Origin of the sequence: Pseudomonas sp. NPDC089406 (genome assembly GCF_044900265.1) — a bacterium.
In the GTDB taxonomy this organism is placed as follows: domain Bacteria; phylum Pseudomonadota; class Gammaproteobacteria; order Pseudomonadales; family Pseudomonadaceae; genus Aquipseudomonas; species Aquipseudomonas fakonensis.
Map to the genome: position 1 here is coordinate 111971 of NZ_JBJDNC010000011.1, position 14879 is coordinate 126849.

General features: G+C 64.4%; 15 protein-coding genes. 5 read left to right on the forward strand and 10 right to left on the reverse strand.

Translation table 11 applies throughout. The features are described 5' to 3' along the window. Positions 1-120 precede the first annotated feature (120 nt). From ACI2KK_RS10450 to ACI2KK_RS10465, 4 genes are all read right to left on the reverse strand, one after another. The gene (locus ACI2KK_RS10450; RefSeq protein ID WP_404668874.1) at positions 121-1560 is read right to left on the reverse strand and encodes an efflux transporter outer membrane subunit; all 1440 of its coding nucleotides are present in this window, start codon (positions 1558-1560) and stop codon (positions 121-123) included. 50 nt (positions 1561-1610) lie between these two features. After that, the gene (locus ACI2KK_RS10455; RefSeq protein WP_404668875.1) at positions 1611-2672 is read right to left on the reverse strand and encodes an HlyD family secretion protein; all 1062 of its coding nucleotides are present in this window, start codon (positions 2670-2672) and stop codon (positions 1611-1613) included. Between the two features lie 28 nt (positions 2673-2700). Next, positions 2701-4242 carry an MFS transporter gene (locus ACI2KK_RS10460; protein WP_404668876.1) on the reverse strand — a complete coding sequence of 514 codons (1542 nt, stop codon included), beginning with the start codon at positions 4240-4242 and terminating at the stop codon, positions 2701-2703. Positions 4243-4469: 227 nt separating this feature from the next. Then, positions 4470-5375 carry a LysR family transcriptional regulator gene (locus ACI2KK_RS10465; protein ID WP_404668877.1) on the reverse strand — a complete coding sequence of 302 codons (906 nt, stop codon included), beginning with the start codon at positions 5373-5375 and terminating at the stop codon, positions 4470-4472. A gap of 229 nt (positions 5376-5604) precedes the next feature. Between ACI2KK_RS10465 and ACI2KK_RS10470 the strand changes: the two genes are divergently transcribed. Further along, complete coding sequence (locus ACI2KK_RS10470) at positions 5605-6060, forward strand: universal stress protein (protein WP_404668878.1); 456 nt, start codon at positions 5605-5607, stop codon at positions 6058-6060. Between the two features lie 15 nt (positions 6061-6075). On the opposite strand, the gene ACI2KK_RS10475 is transcribed toward ACI2KK_RS10470, so the two are convergent. After that, positions 6076-7404 (reverse strand): type II toxin-antitoxin system HipA family toxin, encoded by a 1329-nt coding sequence (locus ACI2KK_RS10475; protein ID WP_404668879.1) that lies wholly within the window; start codon positions 7402-7404, stop codon positions 6076-6078. After that, on the reverse strand, positions 7394-7720 hold the full coding sequence (locus tag ACI2KK_RS10480) for a helix-turn-helix transcriptional regulator (protein ID WP_369989798.1): 327 nt from the start codon (positions 7718-7720) through the stop codon (positions 7394-7396). Before ACI2KK_RS10480 ends, ACI2KK_RS10475 begins: the two co-directional genes overlap by 11 nt. A gap of 276 nt (positions 7721-7996) precedes the next feature. On the opposite strand from ACI2KK_RS10480, the gene ACI2KK_RS10485 reads away from it, so the two are divergent. The 4 genes from ACI2KK_RS10485 to ACI2KK_RS10500 all read left to right on the forward strand — a co-directional run bounded on the left by ACI2KK_RS10485 (position 7997) and on the right by ACI2KK_RS10500 (position 9834). Further along, complete coding sequence (locus tag ACI2KK_RS10485) at positions 7997-8323, forward strand: type II toxin-antitoxin system PrlF family antitoxin (protein WP_404668880.1); 327 nt, start codon at positions 7997-7999, stop codon at positions 8321-8323. Beyond that, positions 8320-8817: a type II toxin-antitoxin system YhaV family toxin gene (locus tag ACI2KK_RS10490; RefSeq protein WP_404668881.1), complete on the forward strand. Its 498-nt coding sequence runs from the start codon at positions 8320-8322 to the stop codon at positions 8815-8817. The genes ACI2KK_RS10485 and ACI2KK_RS10490 overlap by 4 nt, the downstream gene beginning before the upstream one ends. A gap of 509 nt (positions 8818-9326) precedes the next feature. Further along, positions 9327-9560, forward strand: coding sequence for a hypothetical protein (locus ACI2KK_RS10495; RefSeq protein ID WP_217841849.1), 234 nt, complete (start codon positions 9327-9329; stop codon positions 9558-9560). Positions 9561-9576: 16 nt separating this feature from the next. Further along, on the forward strand, positions 9577-9834 hold the full coding sequence (locus ACI2KK_RS10500; RefSeq protein WP_404668882.1) for a DUF3077 domain-containing protein: 258 nt from the start codon (positions 9577-9579) through the stop codon (positions 9832-9834). 106 nt (positions 9835-9940) lie between these two features. On the opposite strand, the gene ACI2KK_RS10505 is transcribed toward ACI2KK_RS10500, so the two are convergent. Genes ACI2KK_RS10505 through ACI2KK_RS10520 form a run of 4 tightly spaced genes read right to left on the reverse strand, consistent with a single transcriptional unit; the run spans position 9941 to position 14699 of the window. Next, complete coding sequence (locus tag ACI2KK_RS10505; RefSeq protein WP_404668883.1) at positions 9941-10798, reverse strand: efflux RND transporter periplasmic adaptor subunit; 858 nt, start codon at positions 10796-10798, stop codon at positions 9941-9943. A 10-nt stretch (positions 10799-10808) separates the two neighbouring features. After that, positions 10809-11009: a DUF1656 domain-containing protein gene (locus ACI2KK_RS10510; protein ID WP_008097766.1), complete on the reverse strand. Its 201-nt coding sequence runs from the start codon at positions 11007-11009 to the stop codon at positions 10809-10811. After that, positions 10999-13176 (reverse strand): FUSC family protein, encoded by a 2178-nt coding sequence (locus tag ACI2KK_RS10515; protein WP_404668884.1) that lies wholly within the window; start codon positions 13174-13176, stop codon positions 10999-11001. Before ACI2KK_RS10515 ends, ACI2KK_RS10510 begins: the two co-directional genes overlap by 11 nt. After that, positions 13173-14699, reverse strand: a complete 1527-nt coding sequence (locus ACI2KK_RS10520; RefSeq protein ID WP_404668885.1) for an efflux transporter outer membrane subunit — start codon at positions 14697-14699, stop codon at positions 13173-13175. The genes ACI2KK_RS10515 and ACI2KK_RS10520 overlap by 4 nt, the downstream gene beginning before the upstream one ends. Between the last annotated feature and the right edge of the window lie 180 nt (positions 14700-14879).

Consider the following 14879-nt stretch of genomic DNA (forward strand, 5'->3'; position numbering starts at 1 on the left):
GGGAGCGGGTTTACCCGCGAACACCGGCAACGCCGGTGCCAGGCTAACGGGCTGTGTTACCTGGGCTGGCCTCATCGCCGGCAAGCCGGCTCCTACAGGGACAACACAGCGCTAGAGCCATTAAACCTTGTCGAATGCCTGCCAGCCGCCACCCAGGGCCTTGTACAACCCCACCAGCGCCTGCGACACGGCGGCCGAGCTGTCGATCCACTGCTCCTCGCTGGCCAGCAGCGCCGATTGCACGGTCAGTACGTTGAGGAAGTCCACCGCGCCTTCCACATACTGGCGCTGGGCTGTTTCCAGGGCGATGCGGTTCTGCCGCACGGCTTCGGCCAAATGGTCGCGGCGCAGCTGGCTGGCGTTGTACAGGCGCAGCACGTCGTCGATCTCGTGCCAGGCGCCGAGCACCACCTTGCGGTAGTTCAGCGCCGCTTCCTGCTGCTGCGCCTCGCGCAGTTGCAACGTGCCCTTGAGCCGCCCGCCTTCGAAAATCGGCAACGACAGCTGCGGGCCGAAGGCGAAACGGCGCGAATCCCAGCCGCCGAAATCCGACAGTTGCATGGCCTGGAAGCCGACACTGCCCGACAGGCGAATGCTCGGGTAAAAATCAGCCTTGGCCACGCCGATGCTGGCGGTGGCGGCGTGCAAACGGGCTTCGGCCTGGCGAATGTCCGGGCGGCGCTCGGCCAGTTCCGACGGCACGCCGATAGCGAAGCGCTGTTGCGGCGCCGGCAAGTCGCCGGCCTGCTGCAACTGGGCCTGCAGGCTGCGCGGCGGTTCGGCGGCGAGCAGACTCAGGGCGTTGATCAGGTCGTCGCGGCGGGCTTCGAGGGTTGGCAGGCGGGCTTCGATCGAGGCCACCTGGGCGCTGGCCTGGGCCACATCGAGCCGGGTGGCGACGCCTTCGGCCTGGCGGTCTTCGGAGAGCTTCAGGCTGTGCCGGGCAACCTTGAGGTTGTCTTCGGTCACCTGCAGGGTGTGCTGCACGGCGCGCAGCTGGATGTAGTTGCCGGCGGTCTCCGAGAGCAGCGCCAGCAGCACGCCGTTGCGGTCGTTCTCGGCCACCTCGACACTGGCGTCGGCGGCCTCGACCTGACGGCGCACCCGGCCCCACAGGTCCAGCTCCCAACCAGCGACCAGGTCGCCCTGCCACAGGTTGTAGGCTTCTTTACCGGCCTTGCCCGACGGGTCGTTGAGGCCTTCGGCGCTGTTACGCGCGCGGCTGTAGCCGGCGTTCGCATTCACCGACGGTGCTTCATCGGCGGCCACGGTGCCGCGCAGGGCCCGGCTTTGCAGCAGGCGGGCGCTGGCCATCTGCAGGTCGAGGTTGCGCTCGGCGACCTTCTGGATCAGCGCGCTGAGCTGCGCGTCGTGGAAACTGTCCCACCAGCGCAGTTCCAGGGGTTCGGCTACCGGTTGGCTGGCGGCGGCTTGGCCTTGCAGGGCGGCCCAGCCGTTTGGGGCTTCGGTGGTTGGGCGCTGGAAGTCAGGGCCGAGGGTGCAGCCGGCCAGCAGCGCGGCCAGTAATGCCGGGGCCGCTGCGCGGCCCTTTCGCGACACAAGGCCGCTCCTACAAGCCCCGACGTTCTCAACATGTTTAACTTGGCCGCTCATCGCGCGGTCACCTCTTTACCCGCCAACTGGTCGCCCTGGGTATCGATGGTCGCTTCAACCGACATGCCGACCCGCAGGCGATCCAGCAGCGGCTGGCCGTCGTCGAAAACGATCTTCACCGGAATGCGCTGCACCACCTTGGTGAAGTTGCCGGTGGCGTTGTCCGGTTTCACCGCAGCGAAGGTCACCCCGGTGGCCGGGGCGATGCTCTCGACGTGGCCATGGAGCTTTTCGCCGGCAAAGGTATCGACGCTGATGGTCACCGGCTGCCCGGGCTGCACATGGGTCAGTTGGGTTTCCTGGAAGTTGCCGACGATGTAGGCCCGCGCCAGCGGCACCACCGACAGCAACCGTGCGCCGGGGTTGACGTAGGCGCCCACGCGCAGCGCGCGCTCACCGACCATGCCGTCCACCGGGGCACTGATCTGGGTGTAGGACAGGTCCAACTGGGCCTTTTCCAGCCCCGCTTCGGCGCGCTTGAGCTGGCCATCGGCACTGGCCACCTGGGCGGTAAGAATGTCCACCTGCTTGCGCGTGGCCAGCAGTGCGGCCTGGGTGTTGGCCAGCCGCGCGCGAGCCTGGTCGACACGGCTGCGCGCCTGCTGGGCGTTCTGCACGGTGCCGGCGCCCTGCTCGGCCAGACGGCTGTAGCGGCCCACTTCATGGTCGGCGAAAGCCACTTCGGCCTGGGCAGCCTTGACGGCGGCCTCGGCCTGGGCGATCAACGCCGCCTGGCGCTCCAGGGTGGCGCGGGCGTCCAGGCTCTGGGCCTTGGCCACCAGCAACTGGGCCTGGGCGGCGTCGAGGGCGGCCTGGTAGTCGCGGTCATCGATGGTCGCCAGCAACTGGCCGGCTTTGACCTGCTGGTTGTCCTCCACCAGCACCTCCTTGATGAAACCTGCAACCTTGGGCGCCACCACGGTGTAGTCGGCGGTTACATAGGCGTCGTTGGTGCTCTGGCGCTGGTCGCTGCCGAACAGCCAGGGGCCGGCGATGGCGGCCAGCACGGCCACGGCCAGTACCGAGCCGATGAAAAGCGTTTTGCGGTTGGGGGTCATTTTGCGTTTCTCGAATTCATCCACAGGCTCAAGCCACCGCACGCGGCGGGTAGACCCGGGTAGGCACGAAGGGGATCAGGCAGATCAAGGCAACGGCGATGCACGCCATCACCAGGTAAAGGTCGGCAGAAGTCAGCACCAGCGCCTGGTCGTGGATGCGCTTGGCCAGATTCGCAGCGTTGTCGTCGAGCAGCGGCGCATTGCCCAGGCTGTCCACCAGGTGGTTGGAATGAAAATGCCGGCGCAGGGTGCCCAGGGCGTCGAGCAGGCCACCGGCGATCACCGCCGCCAGGCCCTTCACGGTGTTGAACCAGCTGGAGGCGAACGGGCCTTCCTGCGGGGTCATGCCGTTGGTCGAGAGCATCAGCAGCGGCAGCACCGCCATTGGCTGGCCGAACACCTGCAGCAGGTAGAAGGGGTAGAAGTCGCCGCGAATCCACTGCGAGGTCAGCAGGCTGCTGCCCACGCAGGAGGCCGCCAGCATCGCCAGGCCTACCGCCAGTACCCAGCGGCAGTCCACCGCACGTATGTTGCATAGCGCCGCAGTAAGCGGCAAGGCGATCAGTTGCGGCATGGCCACCAGCATCATCAGCGGGCTGGTCTGCGCCGGGCGGTAGCCCTGGATTTGCGCCAGGTACGCCGACGGAATGCTGCCCACACCGGAGAGCACGATCAGCACCCCGGCCAGGGTCACCAGGGCGAAGCTCAGGTTGCGCCGCCCGAGCATGCGCAACTGGAAGAACGGCAGCGGCTCAGACCATTCGTTGAACATGAACAGCACCAGCAACAGCAGGCCGCCACCCAGCAGCCAGCAGATCAACGGCGAATCGAACCAGCCCCAGCGGTCGCCCAGGGACAACCCCAGCACGATGCAACTGATAGCCGGCAGGCCCAGCAGCACGCCGCGCCAGTCGAACTGCTTGAAGCGCTCCAGGCGCAGCGGGTCCTGGGGCAGGCCCCAACCGACGCAGGCGATGGCCACCAGCGACGGCAGGATGATCTGCCAGAACGCCCACTGCCAGCCGACATACTCGGTCCACAGGCCCGCCAGCGGCGTGCCCAGGTTGGGGCCGAAGGTGGCGGTCAGGGCGTAACAGGCCAGGCCGTACACCTTGATGCCCGGCGGCAGAAAGCGCAGCGCCACGCTCATCAGCATCGGCGGCAAGGCACCCGAGGCGAAGCCCTGCAGCACGCGCAGCAGCATCAGGCTGTGCAGGTTGGGGGCGAAGGGTTGCAGCAGGCCGAGCACGGCGAACAGGCCGACGGCGGTCATGGTGAAGCGGCGCAGGGAGAAGGTGGTGGCCAGCCACGGCGCAAAGGCCATGGCCGACACCGAGGCGGCGCTGTACACCGCCAGCAGCCAGGCGCCCTCGTCGGCGCCGATGCCCATGGCTCCGCGAATGTCGCCGAGCGAGATCTTGGTCACCGCCTCGTTGAGCCCGGCGCACAGCACCGCCAGCAACACGCCGAACAGCCCCACCACCACCTGCACGCCAAACGCCGTCTGCGCAGGGGCGGCCGGCGCGGGGGCGGCGGCCAGCGCGGCAGAGGGCGCGGTCAGGGAACTCATGGGAAGACATCTCCAGCAACAAATTTTTGGCTGGGGCAAGTCTAAGAAGGTCGAATGCTGACGGAAAGCGACTTGTTGGAAGGTTTATGTTGCGTCAGACGCAATCCAGCATTATTCGGTGTCGCCTGCTTCGCGGGTAAACCCGCTCCCACAGGGACCGCGCAGTTCTCTGCAGCAACGCCAAACCTGTGGGAGCGGGTTTACCCGCGAAACAGGCGACGCCGGTTTCAAGGCTCACCCCCGCAACAAGCCTTCATGGTCCTGCGCAACCAGCGGTGCGCAGGGTCGTTGTCAAACCGCGGGTGCCAGGCCTGCATCACCCGCACCTTCTCCAGTGGCACCGGGATCTCGAACGAACGCAGTGGCAAACCGAACTTGGCCACGCTGCCGAGGATATTGGCCGGCATCGGCAGAATCAGGTCCGACTCGGGCAGCGAGAACATCGCCGAATGAAAACTCGGGGTAATCAACGCCACCCGCCGCTGCACGCCGTGGGTACCCAGTTCCACATCGATCGGCCCGTTGGCCCGCCCGCGCCGCGACACGCTGATCTGCGGGTATAGGGCAAAACGCTCCGGGGTGATTTCATCGTCGAAGATCGGGTGGTCGGCCCGCGCCAGGCCGACGAACCAGGTGTCGAACAGGCTCTGCACCTTGATCTCGGGCACCAGCTCGATGCTCGAGCTGACCACCAGGTCGATCTGCCCGTTGCGCAGCACCAGGTCGTCGTCGCCCTGGTGCTCGGGCACGAAGCGCAGCACGGTGTTCGGCGCCTCGGCCATCATCATGTGCAGCAAGCGGGCGCCGTACAGGGCGATGAACAGGTCGTTGGTGCGAATGTTGAAGGCGCGGTCGAGGTTGGCCAGGTCGACCTCGTCGCCACTGCGAAACACCTGCCCGGCCTGCTCCACCAGCAGCCGCACCTGATCGCGCAGCGCCAGCGCCCGGGGCGTGGGCACCAGGCCGCGGCCGGCGCGCACCAGGATCGGGTCGCCCATGGCATCGCGAATGCGCCCCAGGGTGCGGCTCATGGCTGCCGGGCTCAGGTTCATGCGCTGGGCCGCGCCAACCACACTGCCCTCGTCGAGCAGGGCATCGAGGGCGACGAGCAGGTTCATGTCCGGGAGTTGCATGGCAGTTTTCCGTGACTGCTGTGGGAAACGCGATGGTAGCAGGTTGCTGGATTGCGTCAGACGCAATGGCGCCGTGCGTGGGGGGCCATTTATTTACGGGGGACAATGCATCGAAAATGCGCTGACCTTCATCGCCAGCAAGCCGGCTCCTGCAGGCAGCGCATCTCCTTGTAGGAGCCGGCTTGCCGGCGATGGGGCCCGACCTGCCTGGACCCTGTAAGGAAGCCCCATGCCGCACCCCGTCCTGATCGCCATCGACGCCTCCCCCGCCGCCGCCAGCCTGCTCACCCTGGCCCGCCGCTACTGCCGCCCAGGCGAGCACACCCTGCACGTGCTGCTGGCCATCGACAGCACCTTCGCCGTGCACGACCAGCCCAAGGCCTACACCGAGCAGGAGCTTGAGGAATACCCCGCCGCCTGCGACGAGCAGCAACTGGCCGAACGTGCCGTCGCCACTGCCGTGCGCGCACTGCGTGACGCCGGCTTCGACAGCCTTGGCTGCATGGTCGCCGGTCAACCGGTGGAGGCCATCGTCGCCAAGGCCCGGGAGCTTGAATGCGAGCTGATCATCATGGGGCACCGGCATCTGTCGCGGCTGGGAAGGCTGCTGGACCCTTCGATCAGTGCCAAGGTGATTGACCGGGTGCAGGTGCCTGTGCTGGTGGGTGCCGCAGCGAGCGGCTGACAGGCCTCTGTACGGTCAAAGCGCGACAGCCATCAAGCCAGGCCGTATGCGCTCTGCCAACTTGGCAATGTCCATGTCTCCCTCAGCCAGGTTTTCGAATGCAAACGGGTTGAGCATCTGACGGGTGGCCAGCACGTTTTGATCGACGATACTGATTGCCGATTCAGCACATACGATTGGCCAATGCAGGCCGATCTGTTCAAGCTGCCTGATCACGATTGCCCTGGCCTCATTTCGATCGAGCAGGAAAAGGTGCGCAGCATCCAGGCACAACGCTATCTGACTCTGATTGGCTTGCCCCAGTATCAACATCCCCTGGCTCGCCACATTCCCCGAACGGCTTTGCGGGCAGATATCGTATGCCGGTGTCAGTGAATAGGCTTTGCCGTCAAAAAATGCAGCATGGTTGCGTGCATGGTCATCGGTATTGCCGCAGAGCACATTGAAAACCAGCCTCGCGAATAGTTCGTGCAGATCGGAGCGGGGGTCTTGAAAGTCTCTACGGATCACATGGCTCAGTGCTTCATAACTGGTGTAGCGCGCCATCATTTCATCCAGCCCCTGCAAGGTCAGAGCAGACACCATGATCTTGCGGGCCCAGCCTTGCGCAAGCTTTACGCGATCGAAACGTTCGATCAGCAGAACATCCTTACCCAGCACCTGTTCCAGCTTCACCGGTGCAGCATTGAGCCCCAGCAAGCGAGCCAGGCGCATCATGATGAATTCAGACTTCACCACGCTGATGGTGTCGTTGGAGGCCGAGAACTTGGCGACGTACTTGCGTTCCTGTTCCTGGATCAACGCCTTGGGCCTGGCGCCGCCAATCGATGAACCGTGGCGCAGTGCCTGGTCCAGTTCAGGCGTCAGCGGTATGCCTTGCTCTACCAGTGCTGCAGCATTGAGCAGTTCCTCCAGCGTTGCATTGTCATTGCTTCGTGGAACGTAGTGGCTGGGGGAAATCTGAAAATCCAGAGCGCCGATCCGGTCCGAGCCCGATTCAAGCATGTAAGTCTGCTCATCCAGATCCTGGCTATACGCAACCAGACCTGCCTTGCCGTAGAGCCGGTTGATGATGACCCGACGCCCCCAGGCATCGGGCGAGGCATCACGAATGCCACTGGCCAGCTTCATCCCCTCTGGCGGCGAGATGACTTCGCCGCCCAGCGCCAACTCAAGCGAGTTCAGCGCAATCGCATTGGGGTTAGCCAGGTAACTGCGCCCATACAGAAAGGCGAACCGGTCGTCTCCCTGGCGGACAAGGCGCCCGGCAACGACCGGCTCGGTGGCACCGGGTAGCCAGGCCCAGACGAAACAGGGCGTAGGGCCGGTCAGGTTAGAAGTCATTGCTTACCTCCTGCCTTGGCTTCTGGATGCGCGCGGGCAACAAGGCCAACTTGTCCTGCAGGCTAACTGCAAGGCTGTTGTACTGTTCCGGCGCATCAAACAGGTGAATGCCCAGCAGGTAGGCCACTTCGAACACCAGGCCAATTTCGCATTTGGGGTCACCCGCTTCGATACGGCGCAGCGTCCCACGGGTCACCCCGACCCTGTCAGCAAGATCCTGCTGGGTCAGGCCGCGCTCCTTACGCTTGAGCGTGATGAGCTGGCTGAAAAGCTGCAAGGCACCCTGGGTTGAGGGTGAGTAGGTGCGTTGTGACATGGGCAGAGCGCTCCGCAGAGGGTCAGTCGATTATCCACCCAAACCAGGCTTCGGCAAGAAAAATGTTCCTTATAACGACCTTATAGATACCCAATGATCGTTTTAAAGACCAATCAGCACCAAGATGATTGACCGGGTGCAGGTGCCGGTGTTGGTGGGCGAGGCCTGAACTGGGGGCCTTTCATCAGGCAAGGCGCATGAAGTAATGCAACTGCATTGACCAGGTAATGCAATCGCATTACCTTGCCTGCATTACCCATCGCGGATGAACTGACCATGGCAAGCACTTTCGATGTCGAGTCGACGCTTACCGAGCGCTACCAGACGACCGTCCCGGAAACCGTGCGACGCGCGTTGGGCCTGAAAAAACGTGACAAGATCCATTACTCGATTCGTCCAGGTGGAGAGGTAATACTCACCCGCGCTGAGACAACCGAAGACGACCCCATCGTGGGGCAATTCATGGAATTTCTGGCCCGGGATATCGCCAAAAATCCTCAACGATTGAAGGTTGTCGATGCGCAGCTCGTCGCTCGCCTGGATGCACTGGTAGGCGACGTTGATATTGACCTCGACCAACCACTTTCGGCGGATGATGAATGACAGAAGCGAGGCGCAAACCTCTTTGCGTGCATGGGTGGAGCGTGTTCGCCCATCCCCTGTTTCTGGATCAGCTAGAGGCGCTAATCGATGAAGTCGAAGCGCTTCAGAAGAAAGACCCGGTCGGGTACTTAAGAAAGAACGCTGCGAAGCGATTGGGAGCCATAAGACGACTGGCATTCGACGTCATTGCGCAGGCCCCCGGCAGCCCGGTCTATCGCTTGGGCGGCACATTGGGTGCAGAACACAAGCACTGGTTCCGTGCGAAGTTCTTTCAACAGTACCGACTGTTTTACCGCTACCACGCCTCGAGCAAGATCATTGTGCTGGTGTGGGTAAACGATGATGACTGCAAACGCGCTTACGAAAGCAGTGGTGATGCCTACAAGGGATTCCGCAGGATGTTGGGTTCCGGGCATCCACCTGACGACTGGGATCAATTACTGCAAGAAGCTACAGCCGCGTCAGATAGACTCAACTCTTCGCTCACTCGCTAACAACGCCTCAGCTCTGCTCTAGCCTCTCCCAGAAGCCCTTCTGGTCATGCTGGTGATGACGTTAGGTACGTATCAATGGCTCTGCTTTTGCGGGGCCATTCTTTTTATGATCTTGAAGTCCATTTCCTACAAACACATCGAAGAGCATCAACATAGGCATGTGAGACTTCGCCTCACATGGTCTGAAAGCGGCGCAAAAAGCCAATTCCCATCAGACTTTCCCCATTCCCTGTAGTCCATTTCCCAAACATACTCCCAACCCCTTTCCAGCCATTGCGACACTCTGAAACGGTCACTAGTCTCGCCCCGTCGTTGCAAAAACAGCGACCGGCTTTGACAGGCCGTCTCAGATAGAAACTTATGGCTGCGCCTCAATGGCGGCTGTACGTGGGGCACCTCGTGTGCGCCGGGTTTCCTCTATTTGACCGGTCTGTCAACCCACGTACCGCTGCCACCCATTTGTTTGACAGCAGAGGGTGATGGCTTCAATTCAAATTGAGGATTTCACCATGCTGAAGATAGTCCCCGACCCACCCCTTTCCCCCGAACTCTCCACCCTCCTCGAAGACCTGCTGATCCAGGTTTCCGAACGGCTGTTCAGCGCCATCGCGGTCACCCACCAGAACGCCCTGCTGCAAGCCACCTCGTCAGGCCGTGGCCTGTCGCTGGCGACCATGCACGAGCTCGAAGCCGCCAGCACACTGGTGGAAACCGCCCTGGGCAAGATCCAGGTCAGGCACTGACAAGGGAGTGGTCAAAATGAACGACAAGACAGCCGGCGTGACCGGCTTCGGCTATGGCGATGGTGAGCAGCCGCTGTTTCGGGTGCAGCCCGGGCAGGATGCAAAGCTTGCGATGGAGCAGGCCTCGGCGATCATGACCTGCGTGAAGCGCATGACCCTGCTGGCGGCCACCGATGGCGAGGCGAACCTGGGTTGGGGGGCGCACTTGCTGAGCGATATGGCCAAGGCGGTGATGGATGATGTGGAGGCTGGCCGAGGGCGTGGGGCGGCTTGAGGAAGTGGTTGGTGCTGATGGCCTCATCGCCGGCAAGCCGGCTCCTACAGGGTTTCGCGCGCTGCTGTAGGAGCCGGCTTGCCGGCGATGAGGCCGGTACAGGCAATCACTCGCCCGGTTTGACCACCACGGTACAGGTCGTGCCCGCCGCCAGCAGATACCCCTCGGGCACTTCATCGATGTGAATGCGCACCGGCACCCGCTGGGCCAGGCGCACCCAGTTGAAGGTCGGGTTCACATCGGCGACCAGCTCGCGGCTTTGCGGGTTGTCGCGGTCGTAGATGCCGCGGGCGATGCTCTCCACATGGCCAGTCAGGCGCTCGCCGCTCATCATCTGCAGCTCGGCCTTGTCGCCCACCTTCACGTGGGGCAGCTTGGTTTCTTCGAAAAAGCCATACACCCAGAACGAGTGCTCATCCACCACCGCCATGACCGCCTCGCCGGTGCGGGCGTAGTCGCCCTTGTGGATGTTCAGGTTGGTCACATAGCCATCAACGGTGGCGATGATTTCGGTGCGTTTGAGGTTCAGCTCGGCGGCGGCCAGCTCGGCCTGGGCGTGCTGGTAGTCGGCCAGGGCGGAGTTGGCGATATTGCTGGCGTCGTCGCGGTTCTCCTTGGAGATCACCAGGTTGTCCATGTCGGCGCGGCGCCTGGCGTTGACCTTGCGCATCTCCCAGGTAGCCTTGCGCGAGGCGACCATGGCCTTGGCCTGGTCCACTGCCAGTTGGTAGTGCTCGGGGTCGATGCGCATCAGCACATCGCCCTTCTTCACCTGCTGGTTGTCTTTGACCGGCACATCCACCACATAGCCCGGCACATCGGCGGCGACGTTGATGATGTCGGCGCGCACACGCCCGTCGCGGGTCCAGGGGGTGGTCATGTAGTGCAGCCACAACTGCCGGCCGATCACCACGGCAGCAGTCAGCACCAGCAGGGTGGCGATCAGGCTGAAGAACTTTTTCATCGAAGGTTTCTCACCAGTAGAGCGACAGCGCCAGGGCGCCGAACAGGCAGACGAACAGGCTCAGGCGCAGCAGCGCCGGGTGCCAGAAGAAGCGGTAGCCGTCATGGCTTGCGATGAAGCGGTCCAGCCCCCAGGCCAGGCCCAGGGCGAACAGGAACATCAAGGTCATGGTGGGCATGTATACGCCATGGAAGGCGATTTCACGGGGCATGGTGCAGTCCTTTGGCCGGGGCCAGTGGCGACTGTGGGTCGAGCAGCGAAGTGCGGATGAAATGCAGGTAGCTTTGCGCCCGGCGCAGCACCGAGGTGTCGAAGTGCCGGGCGAAGGGCTCGTCGGTGGCCTGCACGCGGCTGATGGCGTGGTCTACCGCTACCAGGGCGCGTTCGTGGTTGCTGGCGCTGGGTTGCAGGAACAAGCGCGCCAGTGCCCGCCCCATGACGCGGATGGCCTGGCGCCAGGGCTGGCTTTCGGCGTAGGCCGGGTGCACCGGCGCGCGGGCCTGCTCCTTGCGCAGCTCGATCACCGCGTGGCCGATCTCCAGCACCGTGAACATCCAGCCCATCAGCTCGCTCTGCACCTTCGGCTGGCCGGCGGCCAGGCCATAGGCCTGGTGCAGCAGGTCGCGGGTGCGGCTTTCGAAGGCTGAGCCCAGGCCGCGCAGGCGCCCGCTGATGGCGAACAGCACCTGCTCGCGCAGTTGCTGTTCCAGGCGGCTCCACAGCCAGCGGCTGTTGGGCGGCAGGATGATCGCCCCGGCGGCGGCGCAGACGAACATGCCGATGACCATGCCGATGTAGTCGTTGATGAAGCTGTAGGGGTCGTACACCGTCAGGTTGTTGGGCACCGAGCCGATGGCGAAGAACACCAGCAGGCCCAGGCCGTAACCGGCGTAGGCCGGGCGCGAGGCGAGGAAGGCGCCAAGCACGAACACCGGTGCCAGCACCATGCACAGCAGCGGGAAACCGTCGATCCAGGGGAACACGAAGAAGGTTTCGAAGAACCCGACGAAAGCGCCGATGGCGGTGCCGCAGGCCATCTGGAACGCCATGCGCTTGGGGTTCGGCGAAGCCGCCGAGAGGCCCACGGTGACCGTGGCAATCAGGGTCATCATGGCGCCGCTGGGCCAGTCGCTGAGCAGCCAGTAGCTGCCCAGCAGCAACAGCACCGCAGACGCCCGTACCCCGGCGGCCAGCGACACCAGCCAGCTGGTCTGGGCCACGTAGGGCTCGTCCCACTGCTCGCGCTCATGGCGATGGGCGGCAAGGGAGGCGTGGGTTTCGGCGTAGCTGAACATCTCGTCGACGAAGCGGTACAGCAGCTCGAAGGCGGTGTGGAAGTCCAGCAGGTCGGCTTCGCTGGGCCCGGTGGCCAGGTACTCGGCGCGCAGGCCGCGCACCTGGGCTTGCAGGCCTTCCTTGTAGGTGCCCAGCTCCAGCGCCAGGCGCAGCGCGTCGGCATCGGTCAGCGCCCGGCCGACATAGGGTTCGAGCAATTCGGCAAGAGTCGCCAGGCCCGGCTCGATGGCGCCGACGATCTGCAAGGGGCCGCGTGCGCGCAGGCGCTCCAGCAGGCGGTGCAGGGCGTTGAAGCGGGTGGTGATGGCCATGAACTCGCTGTTCATGCGCACCAGCCGGCCAGAGCGCCGGCGCATGTGCGGGTCTTCGAAGGCGGTGACGTTGCGCAGGCTTTCAAGGCCCACCGCTTCGGCCACGAAACGCACGTTGCTGGTTTCGTAGCGGTCACGCTGGCTGTCGCCGCGCAGGGCCTCCACCACCACCCCGGCGAAGGTGCCGAAGCGCTGGTACAGGGCGTTGCGCATGGCGGCACTGGCCGACTGCGGCAGTATCGCCGCGCTGACGAAGGTCGACACCAGAATGCCCAAGGCAATTTCCAGCACCCGCCACACGGCCGCCATGAACGCCTGGTCGGGGTGCTGCAGTACCGGCAAGCCGATCATCGCTGCGGTGTAGCCGGCCAGCACAAAGCCATAGGCGCGGAAGGTGCGGTAGCGCATGGCACCGGCCGAGCACAGGCCCACCCACAGCGCCAGGCTGGGCAAGAACAGCTCGGTGTTCTGCGGAAAGACCGCGATCAGCGCCACCATCATCGCCGAGCCGGCCAGGGTGCCGAGCACCCGGTAAAAGCTCTTGGCGAACACATGGCCGCTTTGCGGCTGCATCACGATGAACACGGTGATCATTGCCGTGCGCGGCTGCGGCAGCTCAAGGCGCATGGCCAGCCACAGGGTGATGAAGGCGGCGGCCAGCACCTTGAAGATGTACACCCAGGTGACGCCGTCGGTGCGCGCCCAGGCAAAGAAGCCCCGGCGCCATTCCAGGCTGTGCAGCCAGCGCAGGGGCAGGCTCAGGCTGCTCATCGGGCGTGGCCCGCCTTGTCGAACAGGGTCAGCGCCGTTGGGGTCTTCGGCGCTGCCTGGTGTTGCTCGTCGGGGACGTCGTCGCCGGCCTGCAGGCCGCCACCCAACGCGGTGACCAGCTCGGCGTGGGCCACCAGGCGCGCGGCCTGCACCTGCTGCTGCACCTGCTGCTGGCGGAACAACAAGGTCTGCGCGTTGAGCACGTTGAGGTAATCGGTAAGCCCGCGCTGGAAGGCGACGGTGGCGATGTCGTAGGTCTTCTGCGCGGCGGCGACACTTTTTGCTGCGAAGTGCGCCTGCTCCTGCATCGACTCGCGGCGGATCAACTGGTCGGAGATGTTCTTCAGCGCGCCGATCACCGTCTGGTTATAGCGGGCCACGGCCATGTCATAGCCGGCCGAGGCTACGCCCAGTTGCGAGCGCAGGCGGCCGCCGTCGAAGATCGGCAAGCTGATGGCCGGGCCCACGTTGTAGTTGAACTTGCGCCCGGTGAGAAACTCCAGCGGGCCGCCGCCGGTGGCCATGAAGCCGAGGCTGCCGACCAGGTCGACGTTGGGGAAAAAGCCCGCGTGGGCCACGTCGATACTACGGGCCTGGGCTGCCACCTGCCAGCGGCTGGCGACCACGTCGGGGCGCTGGCCGACCAGTTCGGCGGGCAGGTTCGACGGCAGCGCCAGCGGCGCAGCAAGGCTCAGGGCCGGGCGCTGCAACCTGGCGCCCTCCCCCGGGCCCTTGCCGGCCAGGGCGGCCAGCTGGTTGCGGGCCAGGGCGATTTCTTCGTTGAGGCTGTCGACCTGGCGGTGGGTTTCCGGCAGCGGCGCTTCGGCCTGGCTCACTTCGAAATGGGTGCCGATGCCGCCGTCCAGGCGGCGCTTGGCCAGGGCGACGATCTGCTCCTGCTGGGCCAGCTCGGCCAGCACGATATCGCGCCGGGCATAGTGCAGGCTCAGCTGGATATAGCTGCGTACCAGGTTGTTTTCCAGCTCCAGCTGGGCCTGGCGCGCCTCGGCAACGCTCATGTGCGCCTGGTCCACGGCCTGCTCGCTGGCATTGCGCTCGCGGCCCCACAGGTCCAGCGCATAGCTGAAGCCGATGGCGGCGTTGTTGTCCCAGGTGTTGGCGCCAGACAACGCGCCCGGGCCATAGAACTGATCTTCGGGCCAGTTGTGGCGTTTGAGCGTGGCCGTGCCGTTGGCCTGGAGTTGTTCGGCCGACTCCACCACCCCGGCCAGGGCCTTGGCCTCGCGCACCCGGGCGGCGGCCATGGCGAGGGTCGGGCTGCCGGCCAGGGCCTGGGCCACCCAGTCGTTCAACTGCGGGTCGCCATAGGCGCGCCACCACTGCTGGGCCGGCCAGTGGGCATCACGGGCGGCTTCGCGGATCGCGTCGTCGGTGGCGAGTTGGTTGGCCTTAAGGGTCTTGCTTTGCGGGGCGATGCCCCAGGTTCCGATACAGCCGCTCAAGGTGAAACAAAGGGCACAGGCACTGAGCGCTTGGAGCGCTCTGACGTTGCGACGCGGCACAGCTGCGATTTCCCGAGGAAGAGGTGGAGGGGCCGGGCAATTCTAGGGGCGGGTTTCATTGGCGATAAGCGCATATTCCTGCGAATCTTTGTTACCAAAACAGCGATAATCCGGCTTTGGTAGGAAAGGCATTCCCGCCACTTCATGTCACAATTTTGTCCTCTAAACCGAGAGTGACCC

Bases quoted from the DNA above. Each gene is read 5' to 3' on its own strand.
- ACI2KK_RS10480 (WP_369989798.1), bottom strand. From the start codon at position 7,720: ATGTCACAACGCACCTACTCACCCTCAACCCAGGGTGCCTTGCAGCTT.
- ACI2KK_RS10490 (WP_404668881.1), top strand. From the start codon at position 8,320: ATGACAGAAGCGAGGCGCAAACCTCTTTGCGTGCATGGGTGGAGCGTG.
- ACI2KK_RS10495 (WP_217841849.1), top strand. From the start codon at position 9,327: ATGCTGAAGATAGTCCCCGACCCACCCCTTTCCCCCGAACTCTCCACC.
- ACI2KK_RS10465 (WP_404668877.1), bottom strand. From the start codon at position 5,375: ATGCAACTCCCGGACATGAACCTGCTCGTCGCCCTCGATGCCCTGCTC.
- ACI2KK_RS10460 (WP_404668876.1), bottom strand. From the start codon at position 4,242: ATGAGTTCCCTGACCGCGCCCTCTGCCGCGCTGGCCGCCGCCCCCGCG.
- ACI2KK_RS10500 (WP_404668882.1), top strand. From the start codon at position 9,577: ATGAACGACAAGACAGCCGGCGTGACCGGCTTCGGCTATGGCGATGGT.
- ACI2KK_RS10475 (WP_404668879.1), bottom strand. From the start codon at position 7,404: ATGACTTCTAACCTGACCGGCCCTACGCCCTGTTTCGTCTGGGCCTGG.
- ACI2KK_RS10510 (WP_008097766.1), bottom strand. From the start codon at position 11,009: ATGCCCCGTGAAATCGCCTTCCATGGCGTATACATGCCCACCATGACC.
- ACI2KK_RS10515 (WP_404668884.1), bottom strand. From the start codon at position 13,176: ATGAGCAGCCTGAGCCTGCCCCTGCGCTGGCTGCACAGCCTGGAATGG.
- ACI2KK_RS10505 (WP_404668883.1), bottom strand. From the start codon at position 10,798: ATGAAAAAGTTCTTCAGCCTGATCGCCACCCTGCTGGTGCTGACTGCT.
- ACI2KK_RS10485 (WP_404668880.1), top strand. From the start codon at position 7,997: ATGGCAAGCACTTTCGATGTCGAGTCGACGCTTACCGAGCGCTACCAG.
- ACI2KK_RS10455 (WP_404668875.1), bottom strand. From the start codon at position 2,672: ATGACCCCCAACCGCAAAACGCTTTTCATCGGCTCGGTACTGGCCGTG.
- ACI2KK_RS10470 (WP_404668878.1), top strand. From the start codon at position 5,605: ATGCCGCACCCCGTCCTGATCGCCATCGACGCCTCCCCCGCCGCCGCC.